Origin of the sequence: Amycolatopsis sp. NPDC051758 (assembly GCF_044453095.1) — a bacterium.
Lineage (GTDB): Bacteria > Actinomycetota > Actinomycetes > Mycobacteriales > Pseudonocardiaceae > Amycolatopsis.
The window spans coordinates 771,876-786,101 of record NZ_JBITCJ010000004.1; the positions used below are offsets into that span (position 1 = coordinate 771,876).

General features: G+C 72.0%; 14 protein-coding genes. 5 read left to right on the forward strand and 9 right to left on the reverse strand.

Annotated elements, in window-relative coordinates; translation table 11 throughout:
• Positions 1–14: 14 nt before the first annotated feature.
• The 4 genes from ACIA5G_RS23180 to ACIA5G_RS23195 all read right to left on the reverse strand — a co-directional run bounded on the left by ACIA5G_RS23180 (position 15) and on the right by ACIA5G_RS23195 (position 4,602).
• Positions 15–1,724, reverse strand: coding sequence for an LpqB family beta-propeller domain-containing protein (locus tag ACIA5G_RS23180; protein WP_395926376.1), 1,710 nt, complete (start codon positions 1,722–1,724; stop codon positions 15–17).
• Complete coding sequence (mtrB, locus tag ACIA5G_RS23185; RefSeq protein ID WP_395926379.1) at positions 1,721–3,445, reverse strand: MtrAB system histidine kinase MtrB; 1,725 nt, start codon at positions 3,443–3,445, stop codon at positions 1,721–1,723. Before mtrB ends, ACIA5G_RS23180 begins: the two co-directional genes overlap by 4 nt.
• A 7-nt stretch (positions 3,446–3,452) precedes the next feature.
• Positions 3,453–4,130: an MtrAB system response regulator MtrA gene (mtrA, locus tag ACIA5G_RS23190; RefSeq protein WP_005150760.1), complete on the reverse strand. Its 678-nt coding sequence runs from the start codon at positions 4,128–4,130 to the stop codon at positions 3,453–3,455.
• Between the two features lie 157 nt (positions 4,131–4,287).
• Positions 4,288–4,602, reverse strand: a complete 315-nt coding sequence (locus tag ACIA5G_RS23195; RefSeq protein WP_395926382.1) for a bifunctional 3-phenylpropionate/cinnamic acid dioxygenase ferredoxin subunit — start codon at positions 4,600–4,602, stop codon at positions 4,288–4,290.
• A 165-nt stretch (positions 4,603–4,767) separates the two neighbouring features.
• On the opposite strand from ACIA5G_RS23195, the gene ACIA5G_RS23200 reads away from it, so the two are divergent.
• Complete coding sequence (locus ACIA5G_RS23200) at positions 4,768–5,553, forward strand: IclR family transcriptional regulator (RefSeq protein WP_395926384.1); 786 nt, start codon at positions 4,768–4,770, stop codon at positions 5,551–5,553.
• On the opposite strand, the gene ACIA5G_RS23205 is transcribed toward ACIA5G_RS23200, so the two are convergent.
• The gene (locus tag ACIA5G_RS23205) at positions 5,550–6,518 is read right to left on the reverse strand and encodes a helix-turn-helix transcriptional regulator (protein ID WP_395926386.1); all 969 of its coding nucleotides are present in this window, start codon (positions 6,516–6,518) and stop codon (positions 5,550–5,552) included. The two genes, ACIA5G_RS23200 and ACIA5G_RS23205, sit on opposite strands and share 4 nt — an antisense overlap.
• Positions 6,519–6,582: 64 nt before the next feature.
• On the opposite strand from ACIA5G_RS23205, the gene ACIA5G_RS23210 reads away from it, so the two are divergent.
• The 3 genes from ACIA5G_RS23210 (at position 6,583) to solA (ending at position 10,304) form a co-directional block, all read left to right on the forward strand.
• Positions 6,583–7,032, forward strand: a complete 450-nt coding sequence (locus tag ACIA5G_RS23210) for a hypothetical protein (protein ID WP_395926388.1) — start codon at positions 6,583–6,585, stop codon at positions 7,030–7,032.
• Between the two features lie 90 nt (positions 7,033–7,122).
• Positions 7,123–9,177 (forward strand): FAD-dependent oxidoreductase, encoded by a 2,055-nt coding sequence (locus ACIA5G_RS23215; RefSeq protein ID WP_395926390.1) that lies wholly within the window; start codon positions 7,123–7,125, stop codon positions 9,175–9,177.
• Positions 9,174–10,304 carry an N-methyl-L-tryptophan oxidase gene (solA, locus tag ACIA5G_RS23220; protein ID WP_395926392.1) on the forward strand — a complete coding sequence of 377 codons (1,131 nt, stop codon included), beginning with the start codon at positions 9,174–9,176 and terminating at the stop codon, positions 10,302–10,304. Before ACIA5G_RS23215 ends, solA begins: the two co-directional genes overlap by 4 nt.
• A gap of 11 nt (positions 10,305–10,315) precedes the next feature.
• Here solA and ACIA5G_RS23225 read toward each other — a convergent pair whose 3' ends face one another.
• From ACIA5G_RS23225 to ACIA5G_RS23235, 3 genes are all read right to left on the reverse strand, one after another.
• The gene (locus tag ACIA5G_RS23225; protein WP_395926394.1) at positions 10,316–10,966 is read right to left on the reverse strand and encodes a dTMP kinase; all 651 of its coding nucleotides are present in this window, start codon (positions 10,964–10,966) and stop codon (positions 10,316–10,318) included.
• 61 nt (positions 10,967–11,027) lie between these two features.
• Positions 11,028–11,792: a hypothetical protein gene (locus ACIA5G_RS23230; protein ID WP_395926396.1), complete on the reverse strand. Its 765-nt coding sequence runs from the start codon at positions 11,790–11,792 to the stop codon at positions 11,028–11,030.
• Positions 11,789–12,364 carry a papain-like cysteine protease family protein gene (locus ACIA5G_RS23235; RefSeq protein ID WP_395926398.1) on the reverse strand — a complete coding sequence of 192 codons (576 nt, stop codon included), beginning with the start codon at positions 12,362–12,364 and terminating at the stop codon, positions 11,789–11,791. The genes ACIA5G_RS23230 and ACIA5G_RS23235 overlap by 4 nt, the downstream gene beginning before the upstream one ends.
• Before the next feature lie 247 nt (positions 12,365–12,611).
• Here ACIA5G_RS23235 and ACIA5G_RS23240 point away from each other — a divergent pair, with 247 nt between their 5' ends.
• Positions 12,612–13,610 carry a hypothetical protein gene (locus ACIA5G_RS23240; RefSeq protein ID WP_395926518.1) on the forward strand — a complete coding sequence of 333 codons (999 nt, stop codon included), beginning with the start codon at positions 12,612–12,614 and terminating at the stop codon, positions 13,608–13,610.
• Here ACIA5G_RS23240 and ACIA5G_RS23245 read toward each other — a convergent pair whose 3' ends face one another.
• Entirely contained in the window at positions 13,611–14,216 is a 606-nt protein-coding gene (locus ACIA5G_RS23245; protein WP_395926400.1) for a TetR/AcrR family transcriptional regulator, read from the reverse strand.
• Between the last annotated feature and the right edge of the window lie 10 nt (positions 14,217–14,226).

Here is a 14,226-nt window from a genome sequence, read left to right on the forward strand (position 1 = left end):
CCGGTGAAACCAGATCAGCCCGGGTAGAACGGGTCCGCGTCCTTCATCGAGTGGGCCTGCGGCCGCCACACCTCACCGAGCACCATGGCCGTCCACAGGCCACTCGCGTCCGCCACCACGATCTGGCGGCTGGGGGCCGCCGTCACGCCGTGGACCGGCACCGTCAGGTTCGAGCTGTTGAACGCGTCCAGCCGCTGGCCGTCCACCGTCACGCGGACCACCGGCTGCGAGTTCGACCTGGTGACCGCCACCAGCGAATCCTGGGCCACCCAGTCGACGTCGACGACGTCCTGGAGGTCGTGCGGCTGGAGGTGCCGGGGCTCGCGGAGAGCGACCGAGTCGCCGCTGCCGACCACCGAAGCCACCCACAGCTGGCCGTTGACGACCGCCGCCACCCGGGCGCCGTCGCGGGAGAACCGCAGCGCCGTGATGCCACCCTGCTGGGTCAGGTCCGTGGCGTTGACCTGCAGCGGCGTCCACTGGCCGTTCGGGCCCAGCACCATCCGGCCCACCGAGTACTGGTCGACCACCGTCCACACCTCGCCGGTGCCGGCCCGCCAGGTCGGCCGGCTCAGCGTGCTGCCGCCCAGGTTGACCGCCGCCAGCTCGTGGCCGAGATCGCCGATCCGCAGCCGGACCTGGCCGCCGGCGCGCTCCACCACCGCCAGGCGCTTGCCGTCGATCGACTGGGCCGCGCTCACGACGTCGTAACCGCCGTTGCCCGCCGGCCCCGGGACCGGGGCGCCGTCGCCGAGGGACCGGACCCGGCCGCCGACCGTCATCAGTCCCAGCAGCTCCATGCTGAGCGACAGCGTCGCGCTGTAGTTGGGCAGCTCGTTCGGCCGCCAGTCCGGGTGGTTCGCCACCAGTGGAGCGCCGTCGGCGAGGATGCGGACCCGCGCGGACGTGACGTACTGGAGCGACAGGACGATCTGCGCCGCGATCAGCTTCCGGACCTCGTCCGGCACGCCCGTCAGCCCGGTCAGCGGCACCACCAGGGTCCCGTCGTCGAGGCTCTTGACGTTCGTGTCGATCTCGATCGGCTCGCCGAGCAGGTTCCGCACCGACCCGGCCAGGCTCGTCGACGGCCCGTTCACCAGCAGGTCCATCACCCGGCTCGGCAGCCCCGACTGCGGCTTCGCGACGACGTAGCGCCGGTCGGGGACGAACGTCGCCGACGAATCCGAGTAGAAGCTCACGGGCACCGCCGTGTAGTTCTCGGAGAAGTCGGACTCGGTCGCGTACAGGTCCGGCGGCGGGTCGACGATCCGCCACTGGCCGTTCGCCTGCTTGCGCACCTTCAGCTGGAGCAGCGCCGAGCTGTAGTCCGGCACGAACGCGTTGTTCTGGTCGAGCGTGCCGATGTCGATCCCGCGCACGTTGACGACCACGGTGTTCGGGTCCGGCTGCGGGTTGGTGTCGTAGACCGTGCCGAAGGTGTCCTGGATGATCGTCAGGCTGCGGCTCGGCCGCCAGCTCGCCCGGCCCCCGTCGTCCAGGTAGGCGCGGGCGGCGGCGTTGCTCTGCCCCGGCTTGAGCGTCGCGCGGACGAAGCCGCGGACCAGGGTCAGCGCGTCGATGCCCGGGTCCGGTTCGGGCACGACGTCCCCCGAGCCCTGGCCCTGGCGTTCACCCGGGACGACGACGGGCTGGGACTCCAGCGGCACGTTGGCGCAGCCGGCGACGAGCACCAGGCACAGGATCGCGAGCAAAAGCCGTTTCATTGCCCGATTTCCTCACGTTCGGCGAAGATCGCCTCCGGCGCCGGCGTCACCTCGATGATCCCGAGGGGCACCTCGGCCGCGACGCGGTCGGGCGGCGGCAGCACCAGCGGCGGTTCCCCGAGCGGCACGTCCTGCTGACGCGGCAGCAGGAGCCGGAAGCAGGCGCCGCCGCCCGGCTCGCCCCACGCGTCGAGCTCGCCGCCGTGCAGGCGCGCGTCCTCCTGGCTGATCGCCAGGCCGAGCCCGGTGCCGCCGGTGCGGCGGTTGCGCGACGGGTCGGCCCGCCAGAACCGGTTGAACACCAGGTCCGCCTCGCCGGGCCGCAGGCCGACCCCGTGGTCCCGGACCGTGATGGCGACGGCGGTCTCGTTGGCCCCGACGGTGAGCACCACCGGCCGGCCCTCGCTGTGGTCGACGGCGTTCGCGAGCAGGTTGCGCAGGATCCGCTCGACGCGCCGGGCGTCGACCTCGGCGACGACCTCCTCGTCGGGCAGCAGCAGCTCGACCGAGCTGCCCGCGTTGCCGGCGATCACCCGCACCTGCTCGACGGCGCGGGTGGCGATCGGGCGGACGTCGATGAACTCCGCGGACAGCTCCTCGACACCGGCGTCGAGCCGGCTGATCTCCAGCAGGTCGCCGAGCAGCGCCTCGAACCGGTCGAGCTCGTCGACCAGCAGCTCGGTCGAGCGCGCGAGCCCGGCCGGGAACTGCTCGCGGGACGCGTGCAACACGTCCGCGGCCATCCGGACGGTGGTCAGCGGGGTGCGCAGCTCGTGCGAGACGTCGGAGGTGAACCGGCGCTGCAGCCCGCCGAACTCCTCGAGCTGGCGGATCTGGCGCTGGATGCTGGCGGCCATCTCGTTGTAGGACACCGCGAGCTTCGCCAGGTCGTCTTCACCGAGCACGGCGAGGCGCTGGTCGAGATCTCCCCCGGCGAACTGCTCGGCCGCGGCGGCGGCCTGGCGGACCGGGCGCACCACCTGCCGGGTCACCAGGTTCGTGATGCCCGCCAGCAGGAGCAGCAGCACGAGCCCGCCGACGAGCAGCGTGTTCTGCACGGTCGCGACGGTGTTCTGCTCGGTCGTCAGCGGGAACAGCAGGTACAGCTGCAGCGGGCTGGCGACGGTGTTGAGCGGCGTGCCGACGATCAGGTACGTCGTGCGCATGCCGGTGTTGTCGGTGACGGTGTGCTCGAGCCAGCTCATCTGGTCGGCTTCGACGAACTGGCGCAGCCGCGGCGGCACGTTCTGGAACGGGCCCGCGGTCGACGGCTCGGCGCCGGACTGGTCGTGGCCGCCGCTGGCGAGCACCGGGACGAACGTGCCCGCCGCCGACCCGGCCGCGTCCTGGCTGGTCGGGGTGATCGCGATCTTCTTCAGCGCGTTCTCGAGCCGGTTGTTCATCGCGTCGCGCGTCTCGCCGCCGAGGCCGACGAGCTCACCGGCCGCCGTGTCCGCGGCCGCGCGGGTCTGGGCGATCGCCGCCTCGCGCTTGGTGTCCAGCAGCCGTTCGGTGATCTGGTTCTGCAGCACCATGCCCAGCACGAAGACCACGGCCGAGGACAGCGCCAGCGTCGACACGGTGACGCGGAACTGGAGCGAGTGCTTCCACAGCTCGTTGAACGCGACCGCGCGGCGGCGCGCGAAAACGACGACACGCCGCACCAGGCGTGCCGTCGAACGCACGAACGCGGGGAGCCGTCTGCCGGTCTCCGTGGTCATGGAGCCATCACGGCGGGCCGGCCTTGTACCCGACGCCGCGAACGGTCAACACCACCTCGGGGTGCTCCGGGTCCTTCTCCACCTTCGAACGCAGCCGCTGGACGTGCACGTTCACCAGGCGGGTGTCGGCCGCGTGCCGGTAGCCCCAGACCTGCTCGAGCAGCACCTCGCGGGTGAACACCTGACGCGGCTTGCGGGCCAGCGCCACCAGCAGGTCGAACTCCAGCGGGGTCAGCGGGATGGCCTTGCCCTCGCGCGTGACCTCGTGGCCGGGCACGTCGATCGCCAGGTCGCCGATCGTGAGCGACTCCGCCGGTTCGGCCTCGGTGCGGCGCATCCGGGCGCGGACCCGGGCGACCAGCTCCTTCGGCTTGAACGGCTTGACGACGTAGTCGTCGGCGCCGGACTCCAGGCCGAGGACGATGTCGACGGTGTCGCTCTTGGCGGTGAGCATCACGATCGGCACCCCGGACTCGGCGCGGATCGCCTTGCAGACGTCGATCCCGTTCATCCCGGGCAGCATCAGGTCGAGCAGGACCAGGTCGGGCTTCAGCTCACGCAGCGCGGGCAGCGCGCGTGAGCCGTCGGCGACCACCGCCGTGTCGAACCCCTCCCCACGGAGCACGATGGTGAGCATCTCCGCGAGTGCAGGGTCGTCGTCGACCACGAGAACACGTGCCTTCATGACCACATATTCGCACTAGTTCCGGCGCCCGCACGCACGACCCGCGTGTTTGACCACCAGAAAGATCAAGATCGCGACGTGCCCCTGCTCCATCCGGGTGCCCCTGGACGGTCCGTGAAGGCCGGCGCGCGGCCTTCACGGACCTGCGGAGGAGGGCTCAGGGAATGGCGGGGACGGGCGCGTCGACGAACACGGCGCCGTCGGTGACGACCACGCGGTGCGTCCGCACCGGCGCCTTCGCCGGCAGGCAGGTCGGCACGCCGGTGCGCAGGTCGAACCGCGCGGCGTGCAGCGGGCACTCGACGAAGCAGCCCTCGAGCCAGCCGTCGGCGAGCGAAGCGTCCTGGTGGGTGCAGGTGTCGTCGACGGCGAAGAAGCCGTCCTCGGTGTGGAACACCGCGATCGGGACGGGACCGTCGAGGCGGACGGCTTCCCCCTCGGGCAGGTCGGCGACGGCGCAGGCTCGGATCATCGGGGCCTCCGGGTAACGGGTGACGGGAAACCGGGACGGTGCGTGAAAGTTGCGCATTGCGCGACACTGCGCCTCCTGCGCAACAATCCGGCTACGGTGGCGGCCGCGTCAAGAGATTCGCCCACTCAGCCGATAGGGAGTGCTCAAAACGGATAGTGTTGCGCTATGCGGAACCAGGACTCGGGCAACGCAACTCAGAGCCAGGTGCAGTCGGTCGACCGTGCGATCAGCGTGCTGGAGCTGCTCGCCCGCAACGGCGAAACCGGCATCACCGAAATCGCGGGCGAGCTGGGCGTCCACAAGTCGACGGCGTCGCGGCTGCTCAGCGTCCTGGAGTCCAGAGGCCTCGTCGAGCAGCTCGGCGAACGCGGGAAGTACGCGATCGGGTTCGGCATCGTGCGGCTGGCCGGCGCCGCGACCGGCCGGATGGACCTGGCGAAGCTCGGCCGCGCCAGCTGCCGCTCACTCGCCGAAGAGCTCGGCGAGACGGTGAACATCGCCATCGCCGACGACGGCGTCGCGATCAACATCAGCCAGGCCCGCGGCGCGGCGGCGATCACCACGCAGAACTGGACCGGCCAGCGCACCCCGCTGCACGCGACGTCCAGCGGCAAGATCCTGCTGGCGTACATGGCCGAAACCGAGCGCAAGCGGGTGCTCAAGCGGAAGCTGGAGCAGTACACACCGCGCACGACGGTCGAGCCGGAAGAGCTGATGACCGAGCTGGAACGGGTGCTCGAAGACGGCTTCGCGGCCTGCTACGAGGAGCTCGAACTCGGCATGCACGCGGTCGCCGTGCCGATCCACGGGCCGGGCGGGGACGTCGTCGCCGCGATGAGCGCGTCCGGTCCGTCGTACCGGCTTTCGAAGCAGCGCGTGAAGCAGATCGTGCGGCCGATGACCGACGCGGCGGACGACCTTTCCGCGCAGCTCGGGTACTTCCGGGACTAGGGGTACAGCCGCGCCATCGCGCGGATCGTGCTTCCCATGTGCGCCACCAGGTCCGCGGGCGCCAGCACCTGCACGTCGGTGCCGAGCCGCAGCAGCCCCGCGGCCGCGTGGGGCACGCTCTCCAGGGGCACGCGGGCGCGGCGCCGGCCTTCGTCGTCCTCGGGCTCCAGCGTGCGGGAGACGAGCCGGGCGGCTCTCGGGCCCAGGATGTCCGGCAGGGCCTCGATTCCCGCCGGGGTCAGCCGCACGACGGCGGTCTCGCCGGTTTCGCCCTCCTCGTAGCTTTCGACGTTCGCGCGCCAGAACTCCGCGAGATCGAAGCCGGCCGGCCGGGTGAAGTGCTCGTCGAGCGTCCGCAGCTCCTCGATGTTCCCGACGCGGTAGGTGCGCACGCGCGGCCCGGCGACGAGGTACCAGACGCCCGCCTTGAGGACCAGGCCGAGCGGGTTCAGCCGCCGCGTGACGACGCCCGGCTCCGGCGACCAGCGGCGGTAGGAGACCTCGACGACCTGGTCCTGCCACAGCGCTTCCGCGGCCGCGAGCAGCTGCGGCACCGGATCCGCTTCGCGGTACCAGCCGGGCGCGTCGAGGTGGAACCGCTGCCGGATCCGCACCGAGGCGTCCCGGTACGGCGTCGGCAGCGCCGCCATCAGCTTCAGCTCGGCCGCGGCCACCTGCGCGCCCAGGCCCAGCTCGGCGGCCGGTTGTGGCAGGCCGGTGAGGAACAGCGACCCGGCCTCGCCGGCGGTCAGCCCGGTCAGGCGCGTCCGGTAGCCGTCCATCAGCTGGTAGCCGCCGTTCGGGCCGCCCTCGGCGTAGATCGGGACGCCCGCGGCGGCGAGCGCTTCGACGTCGCGGTAGACGGTCCGCGCGGTCACGCCCAGCTCGGCGGCCAGCTTCGAAGCGCTCAGCCGTCCCCGGTTCTGCAGCAACAGCAGCAGGGACATCAGCCGGCTCGCACGCACCCGGCGAAGTCTGCCAGCCACCACTGACAGAAGGTGTCAGTGGTGGCGGCCCAGGATCACCGCCATGACCGATTTCGCCTTCTTCCACGGCTCCTGGACCGTCGTCAGCCGGCGGCTGACCACCCTGTTCGCCGGCAGTGCCGACTGGGACGTCTTCCCCGGCACCACCACCTGCACCCCGCTCTTCGACGGCGGCGGCACCACCGAGGAGATCCTCTTCCCGGCCCGCGGGTTCCGCGGCTTCACGCTGCGGTTGTTCGACGTCGAGCGGAAGGAGTGGTCGATCTACTGGGCCAACGACCGCACCGGGCTGCTCCAGCCGCCGGTCGTCGGCACCTTCACCGGCGGCCGCGGTGACTTCTACGGCGACGACGTCCACGACGGGAAGCCGATCCGCGCGCACTACATCTGGTCGGACATCACGGACACTTCGGCCCGCTGGGAGCAGGAGTTCTCCGCCGACGGCGGGCGGACCTGGGAATCCAACTGGGTCATGGAGTTCACCCGGGCCTGAGCCGGCACCTTTTCGGGCGCTTGACAGTGCGTCTCGCATGACGCACTTTGTTGCCGAAGACGCAACTTCGTCGCCCCGGAAGGGAACGCGATGGCAGCACGGCCCCGGGTGGTCGTCCTCGGCGCCGGCCTCGTCGGCTGCGCACTGGCCGACGAGCTCACCGAACGCGGCTGGACCGACGTCACCGTCCTGGGTGGCGGCGAGGCCGGCGCCCACCCGGGGCTGGTCTTCCGGACCGACGAGGACCGCACGCTCACCGAGTTCGCCAAGTACACCGCCGAAAAGTACGGCGGCCTCGACGGCCAGTGGTGCTTCAACCCGGTCGGCAGCCTGGAGCTCGCGACCTCTCCCGAACGGCTCGCGGAGCTGAAGCAGCGGCACGGCTGGGCGACGTCGTGGGGTGTGCGCGGTTACCTGCGCACCCCCCGCGAGTGCGCCGACCTGCACCCGCTGCTCGACGGGTCCCGGCTGCTGGGCGGGCTGCACGTCCCGGGTGACGGCCTGCTGCACCCGCGGCGCGCGGCCGAAGCCCAGGCCCGGCGGGCGAAGGCCCGAGGTGCCCGCTTCACCACCGACGAGGTCGTGGCGGTCGACCGGGCCGGCGGGCGCGTCACCGGCGTGGTCACCACGACCGGGCGGTTCCGCGCCGACGTTGTCATCTCGTGTGACGGATCGGGCGGACTCGCCGGCTTGAGCGTGCCGCAGGTGCCACTGACCCACGAGTACACGCTGACGGCGCCGTTGCCGGAACTGGCCGGGCACAACGACGAGCACGTGCAGGCGGGCAAACCCGTGCTGCGGCACCTCGACACCGGGATGTACGTCCGCGAGCACGTCGACCGGCTCGGCGTCGGGGCCGCGACCGCCGACCTGATTCCCGCGCTCCGGGACGCCAAGGTCGAGACCACCACGACGGTGGTGCTCCCCTGCACCCCGGACGGCCGGCCGCTGCTCGGCGAGCACCCGGACCTCGACGGCTTCTGGGTCGCCGAGGCGGTCCGCGTCGAGCACTCCGCGGGGGTCGCGCGCGAACTGGCGCGCTGGCTCGTCGACGGGCAGCCGTCACTCGCCCTGCACGGCTGCGACCTCGCCCGGTTCCCGCCGTCGTCCCGCTCCACCGCCGGACCGGTGCGGACCGGCCCGTTCCACGAGCGGCAGCTCGCGGCGGGCGCGCACTTCGGTTCGGCAGACGGCTGGGCGCGGCCGGAGCGGTACTCGGCCGACGCCGGTGCGGAAGCGCTCGTCACCCGCGAGCGGGTCGCGATGTTCGACCTGACGTCCGTGCCGCGGCTCGCCGTCACCGGCCCCGGCGCGTTGCCGTTCCTGCAGGCCATGACAACCGGCGACCTGGCGAAACCACCAGGCACGGTGACGGAAACGCTGCTGCTCGGCGAAGACGGCGGGGTGCGCGGCTGCCTCACCGTGGCCCGCCTCGGGGAGCGGTTCCACGTCGGCGCGGGCGGCCGCCTGGACCTCGACTGGCTGCGGCGGCACCTGCCCGGCGACGGCACCGCGCAGATCCACGAGACCACACCGGGAACGTGCTGCCTCGGCGTGTGGGGACCGTCGAGCGGCGAGGTGCTGCCGGAACTGTCCACAACGGACTGCTCTGCCGAGGAGACGTTCGTCGGCGACGTCCCGGTCGTCGCACTGCGACTGTCCACTGTGGGTGAACCCGGCTGGGAACTGCACACCACGGCGGATCTGGGCCGCATCCTGTGGGACGAACTCCGCGAACGCGGCATCGCGGTCGCGGGCCACCAGGCGTTCACGAGCCTGCGGCTGGAGGCCGGCGGCCGCACCGCCGGTGTCGACTTCACCACGGAACACGATCCGTACGAGGCCGGGCTCGGCTTCGCCGTCCGCATGGACAAGGGCTACTTCCTCGGCCGCGACGCGCTCGCGGGGCGTTCCGAAGCGACCGTGAGCCGCCGGCTTACCCGCCTGACGGCCGACGACGTTGTGCTGGGCAAGGAGCCCGTGTACGTCGAAGGGCGCGCGGCCGGGTACGTCACCAGCGCCGGTTTCGGTTACACCACGGGAAAAACCATCGTGTACGCCTGGCTCCCGGTCGAGTACGGCAGGCCCGGGACGCCGGTGGAGATCGAGCACTTCGGGACGCGCGTGGCCGGGAGGGTCGCATGACGCACTACGACGTGATCGTGGTCGGCCTCGGCGGAATGGGCAGCGCCGCGGCGTACCGGCTGGCGCAGCGCGGGCAGCGGGTGCTCGGCATCGACCAGTTCGCGCCGGTGCACAACCGCGGGTCGAGCCACGGCGGTTCGCGGATCACGCGCCAGGCGTACCTCGAAGGCCCCGAGTACGTCCCGCTCCTGCTGCGGGCCCACGAACTGTGGGACGGCCTCGAGCGCGACAGCGGGCGCCGGCTGTTCACCCGCTGCGGCGGGATCATGGTCGGCACGGCGGAATCGCGGACGATCACCGGCAGCCTCGCCTCGGCACGTGCGTTCGACATCCCGCACGAACTCCTGGACGCTCCCGCGATCCGGCGGCGGTTCCCGACCATGGCGCCGTCGCCGGACGAAGTCGGGCTGTACGAGCCGGGCGCCGGGCTGGTGTCGCCGGAGGGGAGCGTCGCCGCGCACCTGCAGCTCGCCGCGCGGTGCGGCGCCGAACTGCACCACGAGGAGAAGGTGTTCACCTGGAGCACCATGGCCGGCGGGGTGCGCGTGGGCACGTCGCACAACTACTACACGGCCGACCGGCTGGTGCTGGCTCCCGGCGCGTGGGCCGCCGAGCTGCTGCGCGACTTCGGTGTGGCGTTCACGGTCCGGCGGCAGGTGCAGTACTGGTTCGCGCCGTCCGGCGGGGTTTCGCCGTTCCAGCGGCACCCCGTGTACATCTGGGAAGGCGACGGTTACACGTTCTACGGCTTCCCGGCGCCCAACGCGCCCGCGGACGGCGTGAAGGTCGCGTTCCACAGTGGCGGCCGCCCGTGCACACCGGACGGCATCAACCGCACGGTGTCCGACGACGAAGTCCACGAGATCTCTTCCGTCGTGAAACGGCACCTCCCGACGTTGCCGGGAGCGTTCCTTCGCGCGGCGACGTGCATGTACACCGACACGGCCGACGAAAGCTTCGTGGTGGCCCCACACCCGGCGGCGGAGGGAGTGGTGCTCGCCTGCGGGTTTTCCGGGCACGGCTTCAAGTTCGCGCCGGTGATCGGCGAGGTCCTCGCGGACCTGGTGGTCGACGGCACGACGGCCCACCCGATCGGCCGGTTCGACCCGGCGCGGCTACTGGCCTGACCCGAGCCGGGTCAGCTCAGCAACGACGTCGCGAGCGCTTCGAGGTCGACACCCGCGACGCCGTCCAGGACGTGCCACGGTGCCAGCCAGCCCGCCGCGGCCAGCTCGTCGTAGACCGCCGCGCACCGGCGCTGGAGGCCGTCGTCGGTTTCGAAGGCGTCGCGCTCGCGGTCGGTCTCGGTCTCCGCGCGGCGTTCGGCGCGCTCGGCCGCCACCGCGGGGGCGACCCGCAGCAGCAGGTGCGCGTCCGGCTTGGGCAGGCCGAACCGGCCGACCTCCAGCTCCCACACCCACTTCACGACTTCGCCGGCCGCGCCCTGCTGCAGGCGCGCGGCCGCGTACGCGGCGTTGGACGCGACATACCGATCGAGCAGGACGACGTCGTGCGCGTCCCGCAGCGCGCGGATTTCGTCCGCGGCGCCGCTGCGGTCCAGCGCGTAGAGCACCGCCATGCCGTACACCGAGTCGGCGAGGTCGCCGTGCCCGCGGTGCAGCGCCTCTTGGACGAGGTCCGCGTGCACGCTCTTGCCGTAGCGCGGGAACGCCAGCGACGCCACGCTCGCGCCCTTGGCGTGCAGCTCCGCCGTCAGCCCGCCGGCCAGCGTCCGCTTGCCCGCGCCGTCGAGCCCTTCGATGACCACCAGTCGACCCACGGGAGCCATTATCGGTGGTGGACCGACGGGCCCGGTGGAAGGGGATCAACACCGGGCCCGCCGGTACGTCTCATGCGGGGTTCCGCCGCAGGTGGAGCACGTACCCGGCGCCGCTGACCGCGAGCACGCCGACGAGGATCAGCAGCGGCACCCAGCCGGTGTCGTGGCTCGACGGCGCCGGGCCGCCGTCACCACGGGGCATCACCTGGGAGGTGGCGTCGTAGCCGCCTGCCTCGCCGTCGCGGGCGTAGGCCGAGCCGGGCAGCTTGTCCGCGTAGCGCCCCGAAACCGTCCGCTGGTAGTCGGCCACGGTGACCGCGGCCTTGTTCTCCGACAGCGGCGTCACGCGGCCGTCGCGCACCGCGAACCAGGCGTCGACCTGCGGCTCGTGCAGCAGCTGGGCGCCGGCCGGCAGCTTCGCCGCGTACGCGCTTTCGACGTCACCCGAGGCGATGTTGCCGATCTGCCAGGCGCTGTCACCGTCGCGGACCGACCAGAGTGTCGCGGTCCGGCCGTCGGAAGCCCGGACGGGGATCGCGAAGTACGCGAAGTCGGCGGGCGCCGCGCCCGGCTCGCCCAGGACGAAGTCCGGCGAGAGCTCGTAGACGGGGTAGGCGTCCGGTGCGATCTGCACCGAAACCGGCGCCTGCGCCCCCGGCGCCTGGGCGAAGAACCGGAGCAGGGTGTCCTGGAGCCCGGGCGCGGCGGCCGCGGTGTGCGCGGCCGCGGCGTCGGCGCTGCTGATGCCGGCGGCCTGGGCCGCGCCTGACACCGGTGCCGTCATCAGCAGCGCCGCGCCGGTCAGCACGGCGAGCACCAGCACCCGCCTGCTCATCGGACGATCCCGGTGAGCGTGTGCGTCCAGGTGAAGGACGAATTCTGCGTGTAGTACCCGTAGGTCGACCAGTTGTAGCGCTTGGCCGGCCCCGGATCACCCCAGTACACCCAGTCGCCGCTGGTGTTGTAGCCGTAGAGGACGTGCGTGTGACCCCCGCCCGAGCGGTACCCGACCCGGGTCTCCACCGGCCGGTTCGCGGACGTCTGCCGTCGGACGTCGGCGTAGGAGATGCGGTGGTCGAGGTAGCGGCCAGGCGAGGTGAACCCGAGCTTCGCGAACGCCCGCTGCGGGTCGGCCAGGGTGCCGGGGAGGTTCGCGCAGTCCTGCCCGGTCTCGCCGTGGGCGAGCTGGCAGAAGCGCGTCTGGCTGACGGCGGCGCCGTGGAAGGCCGCGATGGTGGCGCCCGAACCCGCCCAGCACCACTGGTTCTTCTCCTGGGTCTGCAGCGCGATCTGGTTCCGGTAGGTCGACGGCACTCCGGACGCGGCGCCGGCGGTGACCGGGGCGACCAGGCACAACATCAGGCTCACGGCCAGTACGGCGTGAACCCGGCTCGACTTCACCAACACGGACGGCCTCCTGCTCGAACGTGGGCGAACCAGCGGTGGTCACAACGGTGAACAACGCGGTCACAAGGAGCAAGAACGCCATCTGGATGAACGGACCGTTCCGGGGCACAGCCGGAACGCGGAACAGTCACCATCACGTGGCCAACCACCCTGAACGGGGGTCGGCACTGCCACCCTACGCTGCTAACGTGAACGTTCCGCGGTGTTCACGCCCAGCGCACACACTGGTCGGGTGAAGGGACGAGCGGTGGCACAAGACGGGAACCTCCCACTGATCATCGATGGCGCCCGCGCGACCCGGGCATCGGTCGCCGAGCTGCCCAAAGAGCTGACCGAGGCGCTCCGGACCGGCGAGTTCCACCACGCCTTGCGGCTCGCCATCGCCTATCGGGGCCTGTCCCTGGCGCGGCTGCGCGCCCACCTCGCCCTGCGCGGGGTCCAAATCGGACAGTCCACGCTGAGTTACTGGCAACGCGGCCTCCGCCAGCCCGAAGTGCCGAAGGCGCTCCCGGCGGTCCGGGCCCTGGAATCGGTCCTCCAGCTGCCCGCGGACGCCCTCGTCGTGCTCATCGGACCGCGACTGGTCCGGCGTGGACACCAGCCGGCGGCGTCGTTCCACGACCTGCGTTCCGGTGACATGGGGTCGATCGTCGAGGACCTGCTCGCCGAGCTCGGCGCCTACCCGTCGTCGAACCACTACAACGCCGACCTCGAGCTGCTGTCGGTCCACGACACGATCACGTTCGACGCCGAACACCGTCAGGTCAGCCTGCGCACGCGGCTGGTGACGCGCGCCCGGCGGCACGGCCCGGACCGCTACCTGACCGTGTACAACGGCGATCCGGGCTGCCGGATCGACGACGTCGAGCTGATCACCGACGAGGGCTGCCGGGTCGGGCGCATGCGCCGCAACCCGGACGCGGACACGATGGCGACGGAGCTGCTGTTCGACCGCAAGCTCGCCGAGGGCGACATCCACGTGTTCTGCTTCGAGGTCCGCGACGACTCGGGCTCGGCGTCGCCGGGCTACTACCGCATGCTGCGCGACCGGTGCGCGAGCTACCTGGTGCAGCTGCGCTTCGACCGCAACGCGCTGCCGGCCCGCTGCACGCGTCAGGTCCGGGCGCGCGACGACGCCCTGCCGGTGGTGGCGGAGGAGCTGGCGTGCGACATGGGCGGCGTGAGCAGCGCGTTCTTCAGCGACGCCGGGCCGGGGCTGGCCGGGGTCGCCGTCGAGTGGAACTGATCACGCCACGCCGTTTCGGAGGGCGTTGAACAGGCTTTCCAGGCGCTCGCGGTGGTCGGCCGCCACCTCGTCCGGGTCGCCTCGCTCGATGAGCCAGTTCGCGGTCTGCACCAGCACCGTGGCGTAACCGGCGATGAAGAACGCGGCGAGCAACGGCCCGTCGCGATCGAAGGCCGGGTCGCGGGCGAGTTCGTCGGTGAGGAGCCGCTGCAGGTCCGAACCGATCTCCCGCACGCGCGCGATCAGGGCGGGCGACGCTGCGACGGTCCGGAAGAAGGGGATCGCCCCGTCGGCGACGCCGGAGAGCCCGTGCCGTTCGTCGAGCAGCCGGAGGGTCGCCTCGCGCAGGGACGCCACGACGTCGACGCCCGGAGCGCGGTTGCGCACTGCCGCGCGCAGGACGTCGGCCGCGTCGACCTGGCGGTCCAGGAGGAGGTCCTCCTTGCGCGGGAAGTGCTTGAAGACCGTCACGCTCGAGACCCCGGCCTCCCGCGCGACCTCGGCGACCGTGACCTCGTCGAACCCGCGCTCGAGGAACAGCCGGGTGGCGACCTGCGAGATCTTCGCCCGCGTCTGCGGCCCGCCCCGCTCGCCGGTCCTGGGCATCGGCTCACAC

Bases quoted from the DNA above. Each gene is read 5' to 3' on its own strand.
- ACIA5G_RS23180 (WP_395926376.1), bottom strand. From the start codon at position 1,724: ATGAAACGGCTTTTGCTCGCGATCCTGTGCCTGGTGCTCGTCGCCGGC.
- mtrB (WP_395926379.1), bottom strand. From the start codon at position 3,445: ATGACCACGGAGACCGGCAGACGGCTCCCCGCGTTCGTGCGTTCGACG.
- mtrA (WP_005150760.1), bottom strand. From the start codon at position 4,130: ATGAAGGCACGTGTTCTCGTGGTCGACGACGACCCTGCACTCGCGGAG.
- ACIA5G_RS23195 (WP_395926382.1), bottom strand. From the start codon at position 4,602: ATGATCCGAGCCTGCGCCGTCGCCGACCTGCCCGAGGGGGAAGCCGTC.
- ACIA5G_RS23200 (WP_395926384.1), top strand. From the start codon at position 4,768: ATGCGGAACCAGGACTCGGGCAACGCAACTCAGAGCCAGGTGCAGTCG.
- ACIA5G_RS23210 (WP_395926388.1), top strand. From the start codon at position 6,583: ATGACCGATTTCGCCTTCTTCCACGGCTCCTGGACCGTCGTCAGCCGG.
- ACIA5G_RS23215 (WP_395926390.1), top strand. From the start codon at position 7,123: ATGGCAGCACGGCCCCGGGTGGTCGTCCTCGGCGCCGGCCTCGTCGGC.
- solA (WP_395926392.1), top strand. From the start codon at position 9,174: ATGACGCACTACGACGTGATCGTGGTCGGCCTCGGCGGAATGGGCAGC.
- ACIA5G_RS23225 (WP_395926394.1), bottom strand. From the start codon at position 10,966: ATGGCTCCCGTGGGTCGACTGGTGGTCATCGAAGGGCTCGACGGCGCG.
- ACIA5G_RS23230 (WP_395926396.1), bottom strand. From the start codon at position 11,792: ATGAGCAGGCGGGTGCTGGTGCTCGCCGTGCTGACCGGCGCGGCGCTG.
- ACIA5G_RS23245 (WP_395926400.1), bottom strand. From the start codon at position 14,216: ATGCCCAGGACCGGCGAGCGGGGCGGGCCGCAGACGCGGGCGAAGATC.